We start from the raw sequence: 14762 nt of genomic DNA, 5'->3' as shown, positions 1-14762 counted from the left end.
TATGAATGTCCTTTTTATCATTGCCGCAGCGATTTTTCTGCTCGGCCCATTAATTGCCATCCATGAGTTTGGCCATTACTGGGTGGCCCGGAAGCTGGGGGTGAAAGTGCTGGTCTATTCCATTGGATTTGGACCGACACTGTTAAAATGGATATCAAAAAAATCCGGAATTCAGTATCAGTTGTCTGCCTTGCCATTGGGTGGTTACGTCAAAATGCTGGATGAGCGTGAAGGCAATGTCAGCGCTGAGGACTTACCCTATGCCTTTAATCGGCAGCCGCCCTGGAAAAGGATTGCCATTGTGGCGGCCGGTCCGGTCATTAATCTGATTTTTGCAGTATTGTTGTTCTGGATTCTGTTTTTGCCGGCGCAGGAACAACTGAATACCCGGATTGGTAAAATATTGCCGAATACACCGGCCGCGAGCATGCACATGCAGAGCGGTGATAAAATTGTTGCTGTCGATGGTGCCCAGACCCAGACCTGGGAAAAGTTAAATTATGCATTGGTTGATCGTATCGGCGAAACAGGACAGATTCAGGTGCAGGTGGAACGGCAGGGACAGTTAAAGGCTTTTGAACTACCGATTCATGACTTTCTGAAAGACCAGAGTGAATCACCTTTTGATGTACTGGGGTTTGTACCGTATCGTCCTGAAATTCAGGCGGTGGTACATAAGCTGAGTGAAGATGGTGCAGCAATCCGTCAGGGCATGAAGGAAGGCGATAAAATTATTGCCATCAATGGTGTCCAGATGAAAGACTGGTTTGATGTGGTCGATGTAGTCAAAAAATCACCTGAAAAACTCCTGGCGATTGATGTATTGCGTCAGGGTCAGACAGTGCAGCTGCAGGTCATGCCGCAGGGCAAGCGTGATGGCATGGGGAATATGACCGGATTACTGGGGGTTGAAGCTCAGACCGGCAAGGTGGTGATTCCTGATGAATATAAACAGCAGATTCAATATAATCCTGCCGAAGCACTGGTGGTTGCGGTAGAGAAGACCGGACAGATTTCAGGCATGATTCTGAACTCGATTGTAAAAATGATTCGTGGTTTAATTGGGCTGGATAATTTATCAGGCCCGATTACCATTGCCAAGGTTGCAGGTCAGAGTGCTGAAATGGGCTGGCAAACCTTTATTTCATTTATGGCACTGATGAGTGTCAGTCTGGGGATTCTTAATTTGCTTCCCATTCCCATGCTGGATGGCGGACATCTGGTGTATTACATAATTGAAGCAATACGCGGTAAACCTGTATCTGAACAAATACAAATGTTTGGCTTAAAAATTGGTATGGTACTGTTGGGAAGTATGATGCTCCTTGCAATATTTAATGATTTTATGCGTTTATAACGTTATAGATGGAAAATTAACTTACTGGAAAACAATAGGCATGCAGCGCTCACATTTATTTATGCCACTGGCACTGGTCAGTGCCATGGCGGCAGTACAACACGTCTATGCAGCAGACGAATTTATCGCACGGGATATCCGTGTGGATGGTCTGGTACGTCTGACCCAGAGTAATGTGTTGGGCATGTTGCCCCTGAACAGTGGTGATCGGGTCAGTGATCCTGCAATTGCCGATGCAATACGCAAGTTGTATGCTTCTGATTTATTTGATGATATTCAGGCATCCAGGGAAAATGATGTGTTGGTGTTCACTGTTGTTGAACGTCCGGTAATTTCAAAGATCAATTTTAAGGGTAATAAGCTGATTCCAAAGGAAGCATTGGAAGATGGTCTGAAGAAGATGGGCCTGGCAGAAGGGGAAGTGCTGAAAAAATCTGCACTGCAAACGATGGAAACTGAACTGGAACAGCAGTACTCCCAACAGGGCCGTTACGATGCTGATGTTAAAGTGGAAACACTGGCAAGACCCAATAACCGGGTGGAGCTGAATGTTAATTTTAACGAAGGCAAAGCAGCAAAGGTTTTTGATATCAACGTCATTGGCAATACCGTGTTTAAGGATGATGAAATCAAACAGGCCTTTGCTGTCAAGGAAAGCGGCTGGATGTCGGTGATTTCCCGTAATGACCGTTATGCCCGTGAAAAAATGTCTGCAAGTCTTGAAGCACTGCGCGCACTGTATCTGAACAAGGGTTATATCAACTTTGATATTAACAGTTCGAACTTAAATATCAGTGAAGATAAACAGCATATCTTTATTGAAGTTTCCGTCCATGAAGGCGAACAATTTAAATTCGGTGAATCCAAATTCCTGGGCGATGCGCTGTACAAGCCTGAAGAACTGAAAGCTTTACAGATTTATGCCGATGGCACCACTTACTCACAGGAAAAAGTGAATGCGGTTAAGCAGTTGCTGCTGCGTAAATATGGTAATGCCGGCTATTACTACACTGAAGTGAATGTCGTACCGGAAATTAATAATGAAACACATGTGGTGGATCTAAACTACTATATTAATCCGGGACAGCAGGTGACTGTCCGTCGTATCAGCTTTTCAGGCAATACCAAAACTGCCGATGAAGTGTTGCGTCGTGAAATGCGTCAGATGGAAGGCGCACTGGCAAGCAATGAAAAAATTGATTTGTCGAAGGTTCGTCTGGAAAGAACCGGTTTCTTTAAAACCGTGGACATCAAACCGGTTCGTGTTCCCAGTGCGCCGGATCAGGTTGACTTAAATGTCAATGTCGAGGAGCAGCATTCGGGGACCAGTACCCTGGCCGTGGGTTTCTCTCAGAATGGTGGTGTGACCTTCCAGGCAGGTTTAAGTCAGACCAACTTTATGGGAACAGGGAACCGGGTGGCGATTGATCTGTCCCGTTCAGAAACCCAGGATTACTATAACCTGAGTGTAACGGACCCGTACTTTACCATTGATGGGGTCAGTCGTGGTTATAATATGTACTACCGTAAAACTAAACTGAATGATGACTATAACGTTAATAACTATGTGACAGACAGTATTGGTGGTGGTCTGAGCTTCGGTTACCCGATTGATGAAAACCAGAACATCAGTGCCGGTCTGAATATTGACCAGACCAAAGTGACCACAGGTCCGTTTGTTTCCACCTATGTCCGGGATTACTTACTGGCAAATGGTGGCCACTCTAAAGGCGCACAGCAACGGTATTGTCCGAGTGGCGTTGATGAGTCCACTGGACTGTGTGGTGCGAATGATGATGGCTGGGAATATTTTGACAGTGAATTTGAAGGAAAATTCCTGACCTATAACCTGAATCTGGGCTGGTCATATAATACGCTGAACCGTCCGATTTTCCCGACTACAGGGATGTCGCACCGAATTAATGCGGAAATTGCCCTGCCAGGCAGTGATGTTGAATATCAGAAACTTACCTATGATACTCAGGCATTTGTACCATTGGGTAAAGACTTTGTACTCAGAGGCTATGGTAAACTGGGCTATGGTAATGATCTGCCGTTCTATAAAAACTTTTATGCCGGTGGTTATGGTTCGGTACGTGGTTATGATAACAGTACCCTGGGGCCGCAATACCCGGGTGTCACCTATAATGGACAGCGTGTCCAGGACTATGACCCTGAAGAAGTCGGTGGTAATGCATTGGTTCAGTTTGGTACTGAACTGGTTTTACCGGTGCCGTTTAAGGGTGACTGGGCACGTCAGGTCCGCCCAGTCATTTTTGCAGAAGGCGGGCAGGTTTTTGACACCAAATGTGATATACCCAAGGGTAATTTATATCTGAATGGTTCAACCACCGCCGTGGATGCAAAACAATACTGTGATGACAATTACAAGTTTGATCTTGGAAATCTGCGTTATAGTGTTGGTGTTGGCTTTACTTGGATTACCATGATTGGGCCACTGTCATTAAGTTATGCATTCCCATTGAATGATAAGCCGGGTGATGAAACAAAATCCATCCAGTTTGAAATTGGTCGTACTTTCTAAAAGTACGACTGTTCCACTCCAGTGTTTTACAATGAAATTGAGGAAAATAATATGAAAAAAATGATGTATGCAGTTATGGGTCTGAGTCTGAGTGGGTTTGTACATGCTGCCGGTTATGGTGTGATTGATATCGAGAAAGTGGTTGAAGGCAGTACCTATCTGAAGCAGCAGAATGCAAGTCTGGAACAGTCGGTTAAGCCTCAGAGTGGCAGGCTCGAACAGATTACCAAAGATATTGATGCCCTGAAGCAAAAGGCACAGGCCAAAGGGGCTAATGTTGAGCAGATCAATACGCAATATCAGGCCAAAGTCAATGAGTTCCAGAGCGTTCAGCAGGGTGTTCAGAGCAAGGTTCAAACGGCGATTCAGAGCACCAACGCGACATTTGAAGCACGTGTGAAACAGGCAGCAGAACAGTTGCGTCAGGAAAACAACCTGGATTTTATTTTAAATAAAAATGCGGCACTGGCATTTGATGCAAAAAATGATTTAACTGCTAAAATGATTCAGAAAGTTAATGCCATCAAATAGTCAATGAACGTCCATCATTTTAAGCTTTATGAATTGGCTCAGCTTGTTCAGGGTGAGTCAATCGGTCAGTCAGATTTTGTTCTGCATGGTCTTGCCAGTCTGGAGCAGGCACAGCCACAGCAGCTTTCTTTTGTAAACGGCGATAAGCATCTTGTGGAAGCTCAGGCTTCCAGCGCCGGTGCACTGATTGTCACCCCGGCAATACAGCAGCAGCTGACCAGTCATCATAATTTTATTGTCGTGGATAATCCTTATCTCGCCTTTGCCATTCTGACGCATGTGTTCGAGAAAAAAACACATCAGAGGGGTATTGAAAAGACGGCACAGATCGCCGCGTCTGCTGTTATTTCCGATACGGCCTATATTGGACATTTTGTCGTTATAGGTGAAAACTGTGAGATTGGTGAGAACACGGTGATCCTTTCACAGACAACCCTGGGCGATGACGTGAAAATTGGTCGGGATTGTGTGATTGACTCACATGTCAGCATTGTGGGTGCTGCAAAAATTGCCGATCGTGTCCGTATTCATGCCAGTACTGTCATTGGCGGAGAAGGTTTCGGTTTTGCACCCTACCAGGGGAAATGGCATCGAATCGCTCAATTGGGTTCTGTCCGGATTGGCAATGATGTCCGAATTGGTTCGAATTGCAGTATAGATCGGGGCGCACTGGATGATACCATCATTGAAGATGGTGTCATTATTGATAACCTTGTGCAAATTGCACACAATGTTCATATTGGTCAGAATACAGCCATTGCGGCAAAATGCGGCATTGCCGGCAGTGCAGTGATTGGCAGAAATTGTGTGCTTGCCGGTGCTGTAGGGATGGTTGGCCATATTTCCATAGCAGATAACGTGACACTGACCGGAATGTCAATGGCCACAAAAAGTATTTCAGAGGCTGGTACATATTCTTCGGGAACAGGTATTTTTGAAAATTCTCAGTGGAAAAAAACGGTTGTACGCTTGCGACAATTAGCAGATGTGCCATTGACCCGACTGGTGAAACAACTGGATCATATGCAGGCTCAAATCGAATCCCTTGAATCAATTTTAAAATCGCGTAAATAAATTATGACTGAGTCTGAATCTCTGCCTTTTAAGGTGCCGGAGTTGCCCATGCAAGCCCGGGAAATTCGTGAATATCTGCCGCATCGCTATCCTTTTTTACTGGTTGACCGTGTGACGGAAGTGACGGAAAGCGGTATTACCGGATATAAAAACGTTTCAATTAATGAAGAATTCATGCAGGGCCATTTCCCGGATTATCCCATTATGCCGGGGGTGCTGATTGTTGAAGCAATGGCCCAGATTTCCGGAATTCTGGGCTTTATCATTAACGATGAAAAACCCAGCCCATCTTCATTGTTTCTGTTTGCCGGCGTGGAAAAGGTGCGCTTTAAAAAACAGGTCGTGGCAGGTGATCAACTCATGCTAAAATCTGAATTGGTGATGCAAAAACGTGGCATTTACAAATATTCATGTACAGCCAGTGTAGATGGTGTGGTGGCAGCAACAGCAGAAATTATCATTTCTCATCAGAAATTAGAGCAAGCATGAGCAATAAAGATTTAATTCATCCCACCGCTATTATTGATTCATCTGCAAAGATTGCTCAGGGGGTCGAGGTCGGTCCCTATTCAGTGATTGGTCCCAGCGTCACCATTGGTACAGGAACTAAAATCCATTCACATGTTGTGGTGGGGGGCTATACCCGGATTGGTGAACATAATGAAATATTTCAGTTTGCCAGTGTCGGTGAAATTTGTCAGGATTTAAAATATCAGGGCGAAGAAACCTGGCTGGAAATTGGTGATCACAATAAAATCCGTGAGCATTGTACGCTGCACAGAGGGACTGTACAGGACAATAGCCTGACCCGTATTGGCAGTCATAACCTGTTGATGGTAAATACCCATATTGCTCATGACTGTGTTGTCGGGGATCACAATATCTTTGCCAACAATGTAGGTGTGGCTGGGCATGTTCAGGTCGGAGATTTTGTAGTGGTGGGGGGGAACTCCGGGATCCACCAGTTCTGCAAAATTGACTCGTACAGTATGATTGGTGGAGCATCGCTGATTCTGAAGGATGTGCCTGCCTATGTCATGGTTTCAGGTAATCCTGCCCACGCCTTTGCAATGAATGTTGAAGGCATGCGCCGTAAGGGATGGTCGAAACAGGTGATTCAGGGTCTGCGGGATGCCTTTAAACTGATTTATAAAGCCAATTTAACCACTGAACAGGCGCTGGATAAAATTCGTGAAGAAATTTTGCCTTCCGTAGCTGAAGTACAGTTATTGATTGATTCACTGGTACAGTCGAAACGGGGCATTATCCGCTAGATTTTTGCTGCTGATATTTCATCAAAACAGTATGCAATAAAAAAGACATCCTGGCGATGTTTTTTTTATTGTTGTGTGTTGCCATTCTGAATCAGATATGAATGGATCGTATTGATCAGGCTTTTTTGAAATAACCGGCTTCTTCAGAGTGCGGGTAGCTATTGAGTAATTTGGTTTTATAAACATTTGCCGTGGCGGTATTTTTATTGACTTCCCGGGCAATATTATACAGCTGGAACAGTGCGCGTGGTGCCTTGGATGATTTTGGAAATTTTGAGGCAACCGTCTCATAGTGTTTTTTTGCCTCGTTATAATTGGGTGGATCTATGGCCAGATTAAATTCTGCCAGCCAAAAATATGCATTACCGGTATAAATGCTGTCTGGGTTATTTTTGATGAAATTCTGCATGGGTTGAATGGCCTGTTTTGCACCACCTTTTTTGTAGGCATCCAGTGCGACGGTATAGGCAGCTTTTTCCAGTTCCCGTGGGTTGCTGGTGTTGACGGCTGTATTGTTACCATTTACCGATGTGGTAGCTTCTTCAGTTTTTTGTGGTACAGCTGCCGGTTCAGGCGGAGCGGAAGATGCCGGTGTCCCGGCATCCGGTTGTGCTGTGTCAGCCGGCGCTTCCGTAGGTGTTGATCCGGTGGATCCTGCATCATCTGTCTGGCTGCTTTCCGGGTCCACTTTCTGATTCAACAGTTCCAGTCGTTGATCCAGGTCTGTATATCGATTGGTCAGTTCCTTATTCAACTGATCAATGGCATGATCCTGTTCTTCAATTTTGCCGCGTAATTCACGAAGCTGATTTTCCAGTTGCTGATTTTTCTGAATCAGATCCCAGTTCATATTACTGGCGGCAGGCGCTGAATTGTTGCCTGAAGTACCGGACTGACTCAGACCACGGGATTCAACAGGAATGGCGTACAGCATTGCCGAGCTGAGCAGGGCAATTGAAAAAACAGCATGCTTTTTTAGCATCATTTGAAATCCATCATATTCGGCAGATTGAGTATCTCAATCTTTTTAAAGATAAAGACAACCAAAATTCAATAATTTCGGATCATTTAAAACGGCTCAGCCATGAATTGCAAGATACTTTTACAATCTTCCAGTATTTCTTTATAAATAATGGAGAAGGGCGGCCATGTGAGCAGGAAGCGGTGGATGTACCATACTGTTTTTTAAATGGATCCGGTTTTGATGATGAAATAATCAAATGAATGAATCATTTGTGCAAATGACAAAGACAGGCTTGCAAGATGGTAAAAAATCTCTATACTCTGTCCTTGCAATGGTAGCCCTGTTGGTGGCTTCGCAATTGTACTCTGTGAACCCCGCCAGGACCGGAAGGTAGCAACGGTAATAGAACTATGATGTGCCGAAGTTTTGCTGACAGGGTTGCCACCAGTTGAGTTGTAGATAAAGTTGAATTAAAGAAAAATAAAAATCCCTGTATCCCGCTTTTCCTGTCGATATTTACTGACAGTCCTGCTCTACCTGTCTGGTAATCGCCTTCATAATCGCGTCCATGTCAAAGCCTCTGTATTGTAAAAAACGAATCTGCTTTGCTTTCAGGCGTGGATCCCGGGTAACCTCAGTTCCATATTTTCTGATTTTGAGCTGATAGGCCTGTTCATACCAGTCAATTTCACTCAGATCCTGCTGAATCAGTGTTTTATCAATCTGTTTGCTGCGTAAAGCCAGTTTGATGCGATTGGGCCCCTTGCCCCTGCGGACATGACTGGCCAGCATCATTTCTGCAACACGCCGATCACTCTGGTAGTTTTCCCGGGCCAGTTCATTCACCAGTGCAATCACTTCTTCCCGGGACGCTGCGTACATAGCCAGTTTTTCAGTCAGATCGGCTTTTGAATATTCCCGACGGGTCAGTACTGCAAAGGCATAGGAACGAAGGCGGCTGCCGGTCAGGCCGGAAGGTGGCTGTTGTTCTATAGCCTGTTCAGCATCGGGCGCTGAACAGGCTTCATCAGCAGTAGGGCACAGCGCTTTGTCTGTAACTGTTGATTCAGCTGAGCAGTCATCGCCAAACTGTTCCTTTAAAGCATGGTAGTCGAGTATTTTCGGAAATTTTGAATGGCTCATATGCGATCAGATCTGCACTTTAAAGTATCGGGGCTTGCCTGGGTTTTTCAGTAAGTCAGTGAAATGATTTTATCCCCATGAAGCTGAGGGTAGCATCATCTGTGCTGCAGGGGAACAGCGTATAGCAGAGTCGTAACAATCCGCAGTTTGTATGAAAAAAAACGCCCCGGAAGGCGTTTATTTACAGGAATAATTTAAAGTGTTCAGGCATCCAATAGGAAGCCTGGCTCTTCTTCGTCTTTTTCTTCTACAGGTGCAGCATTGGTCGTGGTCAGTAACTTTTCACGGATCATCCGATCAAGTTCCTGTGCCACCTGCGTGTTCTCTTCCAGATAGCGGATAACATTGTTTTTGCCCTGGCCGATTTTATTGCCCTGATAGGAATACCAGGCACCGGCTTTCTGAATCAGTTCCTGTTGCACGGCAAGATCAATCAGTTCACCCAGTTGATTGGTTCCCTTGCCATACATGATCTGGAAAATGGCTTCACGGAAAGGCGGCGCCATTTTATTTTTGACCACTTTCACTTTGGTCTCAGAGCCGACCACTTCATCGCCTTCCTTCACCTGACCGATACGTCGGATATCCAGTCGTACAGAAGCATAGAATTTCAGGGCATTACCCCCGGTAGTGGTTTCAGGGCTACCGAACATGACACCGATTTTCATACGGATCTGGTTAATGAAAATCACCATACAGTTGGAGCGTTTGGCATTACCGGTAATTTTACGCAGTGCCTGGCTCATCAGACGTGCCTGAAGGCCCATGTGGGAATCACCCATTTCACCCTCAATTTCAGCACGTGGCGTCAGTGCAGCGACAGAGTCGACCACAATCATATCAACGGCACCGGAGCGAACCAGCATATCTGCAATTTCAAGGGCCTGTTCACCATTGTCCGGTTGAGAGACCAGCAGGTTGTCAATATCCACACCCAGTTTGCGTGCATATTGAGGGTCCAGTGCATGCTCGGCATCAATAAAGGCACAGGTGCCACCGGCTTTCTGACACTGGGCAATTGCCTGCAGGGTCATGGTGGTTTTACCGGAGGATTCCGGGCCGTATATTTCCACAATCCGGCCTTTGGGCAAGCCGCCGATCCCCAACGCAATATCCAGTGTCAGGGAACCTGTGGAAACGGCTTCCACTGCCTGTACGGTATTATCACCCAGGCGCATCACCGTATTTTTACCAAATTGTTTTTCAATCTGGCTCAGGGCTGCGTTTAATGCTTTACTCTTGTTATCATCCATCTTCATAAACCTCAAAACGTGTCATATCACTCATAACTTCAGGTGGATGTCTTTCATTAAGTCCGTTGTCCACGGCAATTATAGTGACAGAAAAGTGGGCGCTGTACTATTGTTTATTTCAACCAATGCGACATGCATTGTCGTATTGGTTTAGTCATCATGATATGACCACTGCAGGTCCGCCTGCTGATCATTTTTTTGTTTAAACTTTTTCAGATCACGCCGATCTTTTTTACCTGGCCGATGTTCAGGCTGGACGGAATTATGCAATTTTTTCTGAGCTGAAATCAACTCCCTGCGGGTCATGCTTTCCTCGGTTTCCAGATACAGCTGCTGAGCAACAGGAGCGCCTCCACGGACCGTGGATAACGCTCTGACCACGACAGTCTTTTGCTCGAAACCCTGCCGGATGGTCAGTTCCATGCCAATGCGGACTTCTCTGGATACCTTGATCCGTTCACCCTGATGATGGACCTTACCGCCTTCTATGGCTTCCCTGGCGGTGGACCGGGTTTTAAAAAACCGTGCAGCCCATAGCCATTTGTCTATACGCATGCATTCCATATTTTGCGGCTCAGGCTGTTTTGACATTGCTTTCCTTCATTTCCATGCGCTGTAACAGACTCAGCAGTTCTGTCAGCTCCCCAATGGCGGGATATTCCAGTTCCAGTGCATTTCTTGCGGCTCTGCTGCTGGAAGGTTGTAAAATGGTGACCAGCTGTTTAATTCCAAATGCTTCAGCGCCATTTAATACCTGTAGCGTATCATCCACAAGTATGGACATTTCGGGTTCAAAAGCATATTTTTTATGGAGCATTTGCCAGAATTGTACAGACTCCTTGGCATAACCCATTTCCTCACTGCTGATGATGAGATCAAAATAAGGCTGCAGGTTCACCGTGGCAAGCTTCAGATTGAGTCCATCCAGGTCTGCATTGGTCAGCAGCCAGCAACGATAACCCTGCAATTTCAGACTGTTCAGTAATTTAAAGCAACCAGGGCGGGCACGAATTTTATGCCGGGCATCATATTGCAGTTTTAAAACATCCACCCCGGTTTTTGCGGTCCAGTGTTTGGATGAATACCAGGATAGTGTATGCTTATATTGCTGATGGAGTTCATATAGAACCGCATGACTCCGTTCAGGTGAGTACTGATGTGTGGAGGCATGATGCGCCGGCAGTTGATGATTCCATATGAAATCGTCAAAGGCCAGATCGAGCAGGGTACCATCCATATCGAACATGATGATGGGTTTTTTATCGGAACTGAACATAAAATAGGTTTAAATCAATGTTTATAACAACTCAGGTGCCTCAGGATTCACAAATTCTTCAATTGGTTCCGATCCTGGCGCATGCGGGTCAGATTCTCCTGGAAGAATATCAGCATTATTGTACAGGACGTGAGTTTAATATTGATGAAAAGGCAGATCGTTCTCCGGTGACTCAGGCAGATTTGCGGGTTAATCAGTATTTAATGCAGCAGCTGGCGGAAATAACGCCTGATATTCCGGTGCTGTCTGAAGAAAGTGACCATTCCCGGAGACATGAGTGGGATGTCTGCTGGATGCTTGATCCGCTCGATGGAACCCGGGAGTTTATTCACGAACGTGATGAATTTACCATTAATTTAAGTATGATTCAAAACCATCAGACCGTATTTGCAGTGATTGTTGTGCCGACTGAACAGGTGATGTATATGGGGTATTTAACTGAGTTGCCCTATAAATATTCGTTCAGTGAAAAAAGCTGGGAGCGTTATTGTAAATATAAGGATGCCGATAACGATGCAATTCAGGTCGGTTTAAGTCATAGCAGTAAAAATCTGCGCTATCAGCGTTATATTGAATATATTGAGCAGGAAAATCCGGTCATCCGCCGCGAAGCCGGCAGTGCTTATAAATTCTGTATGATGCTTGAAGGGGAAATCGATATTTATCCGCGTTTTCATCCGACCTCAGAGTGGGACACCAGTGCAGGACAGGGTCTATTGGAAAGTATCGGCGGCGGACTGGTCAGCCTGGATGGGTTGCCATTCACCTATAACCAGAGAGCCACCGTGTTGAATGATGGCTTTATTGCATTCAGGGATCAGGAGATCCAGCCGCTTGCACTGGATGCGTTGTCCAGTATTAATCTACAGGACTGAATGGCCTGTCACCTGCTATGATCATGGCAAATACAGCAACCTTTAAACTGAATACCCATGACACTTGAACGATTACCCCAGAGTATGCTGAGTGCACTTGACTTATTGCCGGATGTCAGTGTTCCCGTGACTTTGTTTACCCGTCATTCCATTCGTGAAGTGGTTGAGGGGCGGGGACTGGTTTCCGCAGATCTTCCGCTGACTGAACAGGGGCGTGAGCTGGCACTGGCATGGGGTGAATATCTGACGACCTATACGGATCGTGTGATTCAGCAGTGTATTTCCAGTCCCATACAGCGCTGTGTGGATACCGCAGCCCTGATGATTCAGGGTGCAGACCGAATATCTGCTGCCGGGCATCTCCATCAGATTGAGATTGTGCGGCAGGGCTTATTGGTTGAACCGGGCAGTTTTGTTGTTGACGCCACACAGGCGAGGCCCTATCTGAGACAACAGGGTGCAGTGGGGTTTATCAACAGTTTTATGCAGAATGCGCTGCCGGGAATGAAGCACCCGATCCGTGGTGTGATTGATGTACTGCAACTGATTTATGACAGACATCCGCAACAGCATCGTGGTCTGAGTCTGGCGGTCAGTCATGATACCATTCTGGCGGCAATTCTTAGCTTAATTTCCGGTCGCAGAGAACTGAGTCAGGACGACTGGCCTCAAATGATGGAAGGCTTTTTTGTATGGTTTGAAGGTGAAGATAGTTTTATGGAAAGCCGTCTGAAATGGATCTGGCGTGGGGAAGTGCACACGCTGCTCATTCGGGAATTTCAGCAGTTACAGGTGGGATAGTGTAATAAATATTAACAATTAAAAATAAACAATTGTTGCCTGTGGTTAATTTTTATACTATTTTCGTTGTTCGATCTTTATAAATACGTTGAAAAACAATGCTTCATTTTATTTGTATTGGTGACCGGACTTCCGGTGGTGGCGTGGTGCTGGAAGGCAATCTTTATCGCCTTGCGATGGGACGTCCTATGGCAACCCTGGGGATGAAGGCTCGCTGTTGTGGTGGAATCCAGCGGATTGTTCAGGGACTGGACTGGATGGTAGTGGATGGTCAGATCATCGCTTATCACGGTTGTCTGATCAGTTGTGGTTGCTCGCTGATTTCCAGCCAGAATCTGATCGGGTGGTCATATGGCAGTGATGATGAAACGGGCCTGCCCGAGCAGCTTATTTCCACGCCGCAGAAGCATCATGAATTCTTTACGCTGCTGGATGATGACGGCACTCCGATTGAAGATCAGAAATATCGGATGTCTGCGGGTGATGGCACAGTGATCGAGGGGTATACCAATGCGCAGGGGCAGACCCAGCACATCTGGACCCATGAAAAGCAGCCGGTCAGACTTGAGTTGCTGGACGATGATGAAGACCCTGAGTTTGATAAATACCACATTACTGACAAATAACAAATAATAAGGACGATTAGAATGGGAGGACGTAATACAGGTGGTTCCGGTTCCACCAGTCCAGATAAAACCAAACCATCAATAACAAAAACTAATCCGAAAGGCACAGAGATTAAGTTGGAAACGGGTATGAATAAGACCTATTTGTGCGCTCATATATGTGCAGCCAGTAAAGCACCTAAAATCGGGAAAAATGGACAAAGTTTGTATCAGCAAACGGTTACAGCAGCCATCCGAGCCGAAGCTGATTTAAATTTTGGCGTTTGGGCATATCTGGCCGAGGTCGGGTATGATATGACTGGTGAGTTTCCAAGACCATTGATGAGTAATAATCCTGAACGGATGCATCGTCCTTCTGAATTTCCACTTGGTGCAGCTCAAAAGCAAATTGAAGAAATGGCTAAAGGAGCTTTTCGTATTCCTGATCTCACCATCTTAACCATTAGAACTGCCGAAATTATTGCGATGCGGCAATCAGGCATGATTGATTGGAAACGATTTAAGCCTGATCAGCAAAATATAGAGCGTTTGGTTGAAATTAAATTTGGAAAAGATGATTGGGCGAAAGGTCAACTAGAAGCATATAAATTAATAGCTCCAAATCGAGTTCGTGAGGTTACCGATAAAGACTGTCGTTGTGATACTCGAAAGCCACCAGGTGGTGAGGTGAAAATTCCAGTCTATCCGCCTATTAAAAATCCAGCCCCGTATAAAAATGCCACATTTCGTCCTGCCAATACAGGTTTAACAGCTAAGAAAGGTATCCCCAGTATGTTGGGTGGTTTGGCTAAACTAATTGCACCCCCATCCCCCAAAGTTATTTTTTATCGCCAATTTGTACCGCTACAGGAATACCAAAGCATGATGATTCCAATTACTGCCAGTGTCGGCATTGCAGGTGCATTTATTTGTGGCACTGTGGTCCTGGCAGGAGCCGCGGGTGGCGCAGTTGCGAGCGTAGGAGCAATAGGTGCTACAGAAGCTGTCGGCGGTGGTTTACTGATTACAGGTTTTGCCACTTTGGCACACTCATAACATATGGA

Annotated in this window: 16 protein-coding genes and 1 other RNA gene; 12 read left to right on the top strand and 5 right to left on the bottom strand. The window is 45.7% G+C overall.

Annotation, left to right across the window (positions count from 1 at the left end):
- Position 1 precedes the first annotated feature (1 nt).
- The 6 genes from rseP to lpxA are packed head-to-tail and all read left to right on the top strand — an operon-like array spanning position 2 to position 6781.
- On the top strand, positions 2-1357 hold the full coding sequence (gene rseP / locus ACT6PV_RS08670; RefSeq protein ID WP_445115984.1) for an RIP metalloprotease RseP: 1356 nt from the start codon (positions 2-4) through the stop codon (positions 1355-1357).
- Between the two features lie 40 nt (positions 1358-1397).
- Entirely contained in the window at positions 1398-3902 is a 2505-nt protein-coding gene (bamA, locus tag ACT6PV_RS08665; protein WP_445115983.1) for an outer membrane protein assembly factor BamA, read from the top strand.
- A gap of 51 nt (positions 3903-3953) precedes the next feature.
- Complete coding sequence (locus ACT6PV_RS08660) at positions 3954-4433, top strand: OmpH family outer membrane protein (RefSeq protein WP_445115982.1); 480 nt, start codon at positions 3954-3956, stop codon at positions 4431-4433.
- A 3-nt stretch (positions 4434-4436) separates the two neighbouring features.
- The gene (gene lpxD, locus ACT6PV_RS08655) at positions 4437-5507 is read left to right on the top strand and encodes a UDP-3-O-(3-hydroxymyristoyl)glucosamine N-acyltransferase (protein ID WP_445115981.1); all 1071 of its coding nucleotides are present in this window, start codon (positions 4437-4439) and stop codon (positions 5505-5507) included.
- Between the two features lie 3 nt (positions 5508-5510).
- The gene (gene fabZ / locus ACT6PV_RS08650; RefSeq protein ID WP_445115980.1) at positions 5511-5996 is read left to right on the top strand and encodes a 3-hydroxyacyl-ACP dehydratase FabZ; all 486 of its coding nucleotides are present in this window, start codon (positions 5511-5513) and stop codon (positions 5994-5996) included.
- Entirely contained in the window at positions 5993-6781 is a 789-nt protein-coding gene (gene lpxA, locus ACT6PV_RS08645) for an acyl-ACP--UDP-N-acetylglucosamine O-acyltransferase (RefSeq protein WP_445115979.1), read from the top strand. The genes fabZ and lpxA overlap by 4 nt, the downstream gene beginning before the upstream one ends.
- A 115-nt stretch (positions 6782-6896) precedes the next feature.
- On the opposite strand, the gene ACT6PV_RS08640 is transcribed toward lpxA, so the two are convergent.
- Positions 6897-7766: a YbgF trimerization domain-containing protein gene (locus tag ACT6PV_RS08640; RefSeq protein ID WP_445115978.1), complete on the bottom strand. Its 870-nt coding sequence runs from the start codon at positions 7764-7766 to the stop codon at positions 6897-6899.
- Between ACT6PV_RS08640 and ACT6PV_RS08635 the strand changes: the two genes are divergently transcribed.
- Together ACT6PV_RS08635 and ffs are read left to right on the top strand one after the other, a co-directional pair.
- Positions 7736-8005: a hypothetical protein gene (locus ACT6PV_RS08635; RefSeq protein ID WP_445115977.1), complete on the top strand. Its 270-nt coding sequence runs from the start codon at positions 7736-7738 to the stop codon at positions 8003-8005. The genes ACT6PV_RS08640 and ACT6PV_RS08635 overlap by 31 nt on opposite strands.
- Positions 8006-8086: 81 nt before the next feature.
- Positions 8087-8183, top strand: an RNA gene (gene ffs / locus ACT6PV_RS08630) — signal recognition particle sRNA small type.
- 78 nt (positions 8184-8261) lie between these two features.
- On the opposite strand, the gene ACT6PV_RS08625 is transcribed toward ffs, so the two are convergent.
- The 4 genes from ACT6PV_RS08625 to ACT6PV_RS08610 all read right to left on the bottom strand — a co-directional run bounded on the left by ACT6PV_RS08625 (position 8262) and on the right by ACT6PV_RS08610 (position 11417).
- Complete coding sequence (locus tag ACT6PV_RS08625) at positions 8262-8888, bottom strand: regulatory protein RecX (RefSeq protein ID WP_445115976.1); 627 nt, start codon at positions 8886-8888, stop codon at positions 8262-8264.
- Between the two features lie 203 nt (positions 8889-9091).
- Entirely contained in the window at positions 9092-10141 is a 1050-nt protein-coding gene (gene recA / locus ACT6PV_RS08620) for a recombinase RecA (RefSeq protein WP_445115975.1), read from the bottom strand.
- A 150-nt stretch (positions 10142-10291) separates the two neighbouring features.
- The gene (locus tag ACT6PV_RS08615) at positions 10292-10732 is read right to left on the bottom strand and encodes an RNA-binding S4 domain-containing protein (protein ID WP_445115974.1); all 441 of its coding nucleotides are present in this window, start codon (positions 10730-10732) and stop codon (positions 10292-10294) included.
- Entirely contained in the window at positions 10716-11417 is a 702-nt protein-coding gene (locus ACT6PV_RS08610; RefSeq protein ID WP_445115973.1) for an HAD hydrolase-like protein, read from the bottom strand. The genes ACT6PV_RS08615 and ACT6PV_RS08610 overlap by 17 nt, the downstream gene beginning before the upstream one ends.
- A gap of 17 nt (positions 11418-11434) precedes the next feature.
- Between ACT6PV_RS08610 and ACT6PV_RS08605 the strand changes: the two genes are divergently transcribed.
- The 4 genes from ACT6PV_RS08605 (at position 11435) to ACT6PV_RS08590 (ending at position 14754) form a co-directional block, all read left to right on the top strand.
- Entirely contained in the window at positions 11435-12292 is an 858-nt protein-coding gene (locus ACT6PV_RS08605) for a 3'(2'),5'-bisphosphate nucleotidase CysQ family protein (protein WP_445115972.1), read from the top strand.
- 57 nt (positions 12293-12349) lie between these two features.
- Positions 12350-13093: a histidine phosphatase family protein gene (locus tag ACT6PV_RS08600; RefSeq protein ID WP_445115971.1), complete on the top strand. Its 744-nt coding sequence runs from the start codon at positions 12350-12352 to the stop codon at positions 13091-13093.
- 98 nt (positions 13094-13191) lie between these two features.
- Positions 13192-13719, top strand: a complete 528-nt coding sequence (locus tag ACT6PV_RS08595) for a PAAR domain-containing protein (RefSeq protein ID WP_445115970.1) — start codon at positions 13192-13194, stop codon at positions 13717-13719.
- A 21-nt stretch (positions 13720-13740) separates the two neighbouring features.
- Positions 13741-14754 (top strand): nuclease, encoded by a 1014-nt coding sequence (locus tag ACT6PV_RS08590; RefSeq protein WP_445115969.1) that lies wholly within the window; start codon positions 13741-13743, stop codon positions 14752-14754.
- Positions 14755-14762 lie beyond the last annotated feature (8 nt).

It is taken from the genome of Acinetobacter sp. WZC-1 (genome assembly GCF_052544965.1).
The sequence above is the reverse complement of the archived record's forward strand: the minus strand, read 5'-3'. Positions and strand labels throughout refer to the sequence as shown.

Bases quoted from the DNA above. Each gene is read 5' to 3' on its own strand.
- rseP (WP_445115984.1), top strand. From the start codon at position 2: ATGAATGTCCTTTTTATCATTGCCGCAGCGATTTTTCTGCTCGGCCCA.
- bamA (WP_445115983.1), top strand. From the start codon at position 1,398: ATGCAGCGCTCACATTTATTTATGCCACTGGCACTGGTCAGTGCCATG.
- ACT6PV_RS08660 (WP_445115982.1), top strand. From the start codon at position 3,954: ATGAAAAAAATGATGTATGCAGTTATGGGTCTGAGTCTGAGTGGGTTT.
- lpxD (WP_445115981.1), top strand. From the start codon at position 4,437: ATGAACGTCCATCATTTTAAGCTTTATGAATTGGCTCAGCTTGTTCAG.
- fabZ (WP_445115980.1), top strand. From the start codon at position 5,511: ATGACTGAGTCTGAATCTCTGCCTTTTAAGGTGCCGGAGTTGCCCATG.
- lpxA (WP_445115979.1), top strand. From the start codon at position 5,993: ATGAGCAATAAAGATTTAATTCATCCCACCGCTATTATTGATTCATCT.
- ACT6PV_RS08640 (WP_445115978.1), bottom strand. From the start codon at position 7,766: ATGATGCTAAAAAAGCATGCTGTTTTTTCAATTGCCCTGCTCAGCTCG.
- ACT6PV_RS08625 (WP_445115976.1), bottom strand. From the start codon at position 8,888: ATGAGCCATTCAAAATTTCCGAAAATACTCGACTACCATGCTTTAAAG.
- recA (WP_445115975.1), bottom strand. From the start codon at position 10,141: ATGGATGATAACAAGAGTAAAGCATTAAACGCAGCCCTGAGCCAGATT.
- ACT6PV_RS08615 (WP_445115974.1), bottom strand. From the start codon at position 10,732: ATGTCAAAACAGCCTGAGCCGCAAAATATGGAATGCATGCGTATAGAC.
- ACT6PV_RS08610 (WP_445115973.1), bottom strand. From the start codon at position 11,417: ATGTTCAGTTCCGATAAAAAACCCATCATCATGTTCGATATGGATGGT.
- ACT6PV_RS08605 (WP_445115972.1), top strand. From the start codon at position 11,435: ATGTTTATAACAACTCAGGTGCCTCAGGATTCACAAATTCTTCAATTG.
- ACT6PV_RS08600 (WP_445115971.1), top strand. From the start codon at position 12,350: ATGACACTTGAACGATTACCCCAGAGTATGCTGAGTGCACTTGACTTA.
- ACT6PV_RS08595 (WP_445115970.1), top strand. From the start codon at position 13,192: ATGCTTCATTTTATTTGTATTGGTGACCGGACTTCCGGTGGTGGCGTG.
- ACT6PV_RS08590 (WP_445115969.1), top strand. From the start codon at position 13,741: ATGGGAGGACGTAATACAGGTGGTTCCGGTTCCACCAGTCCAGATAAA.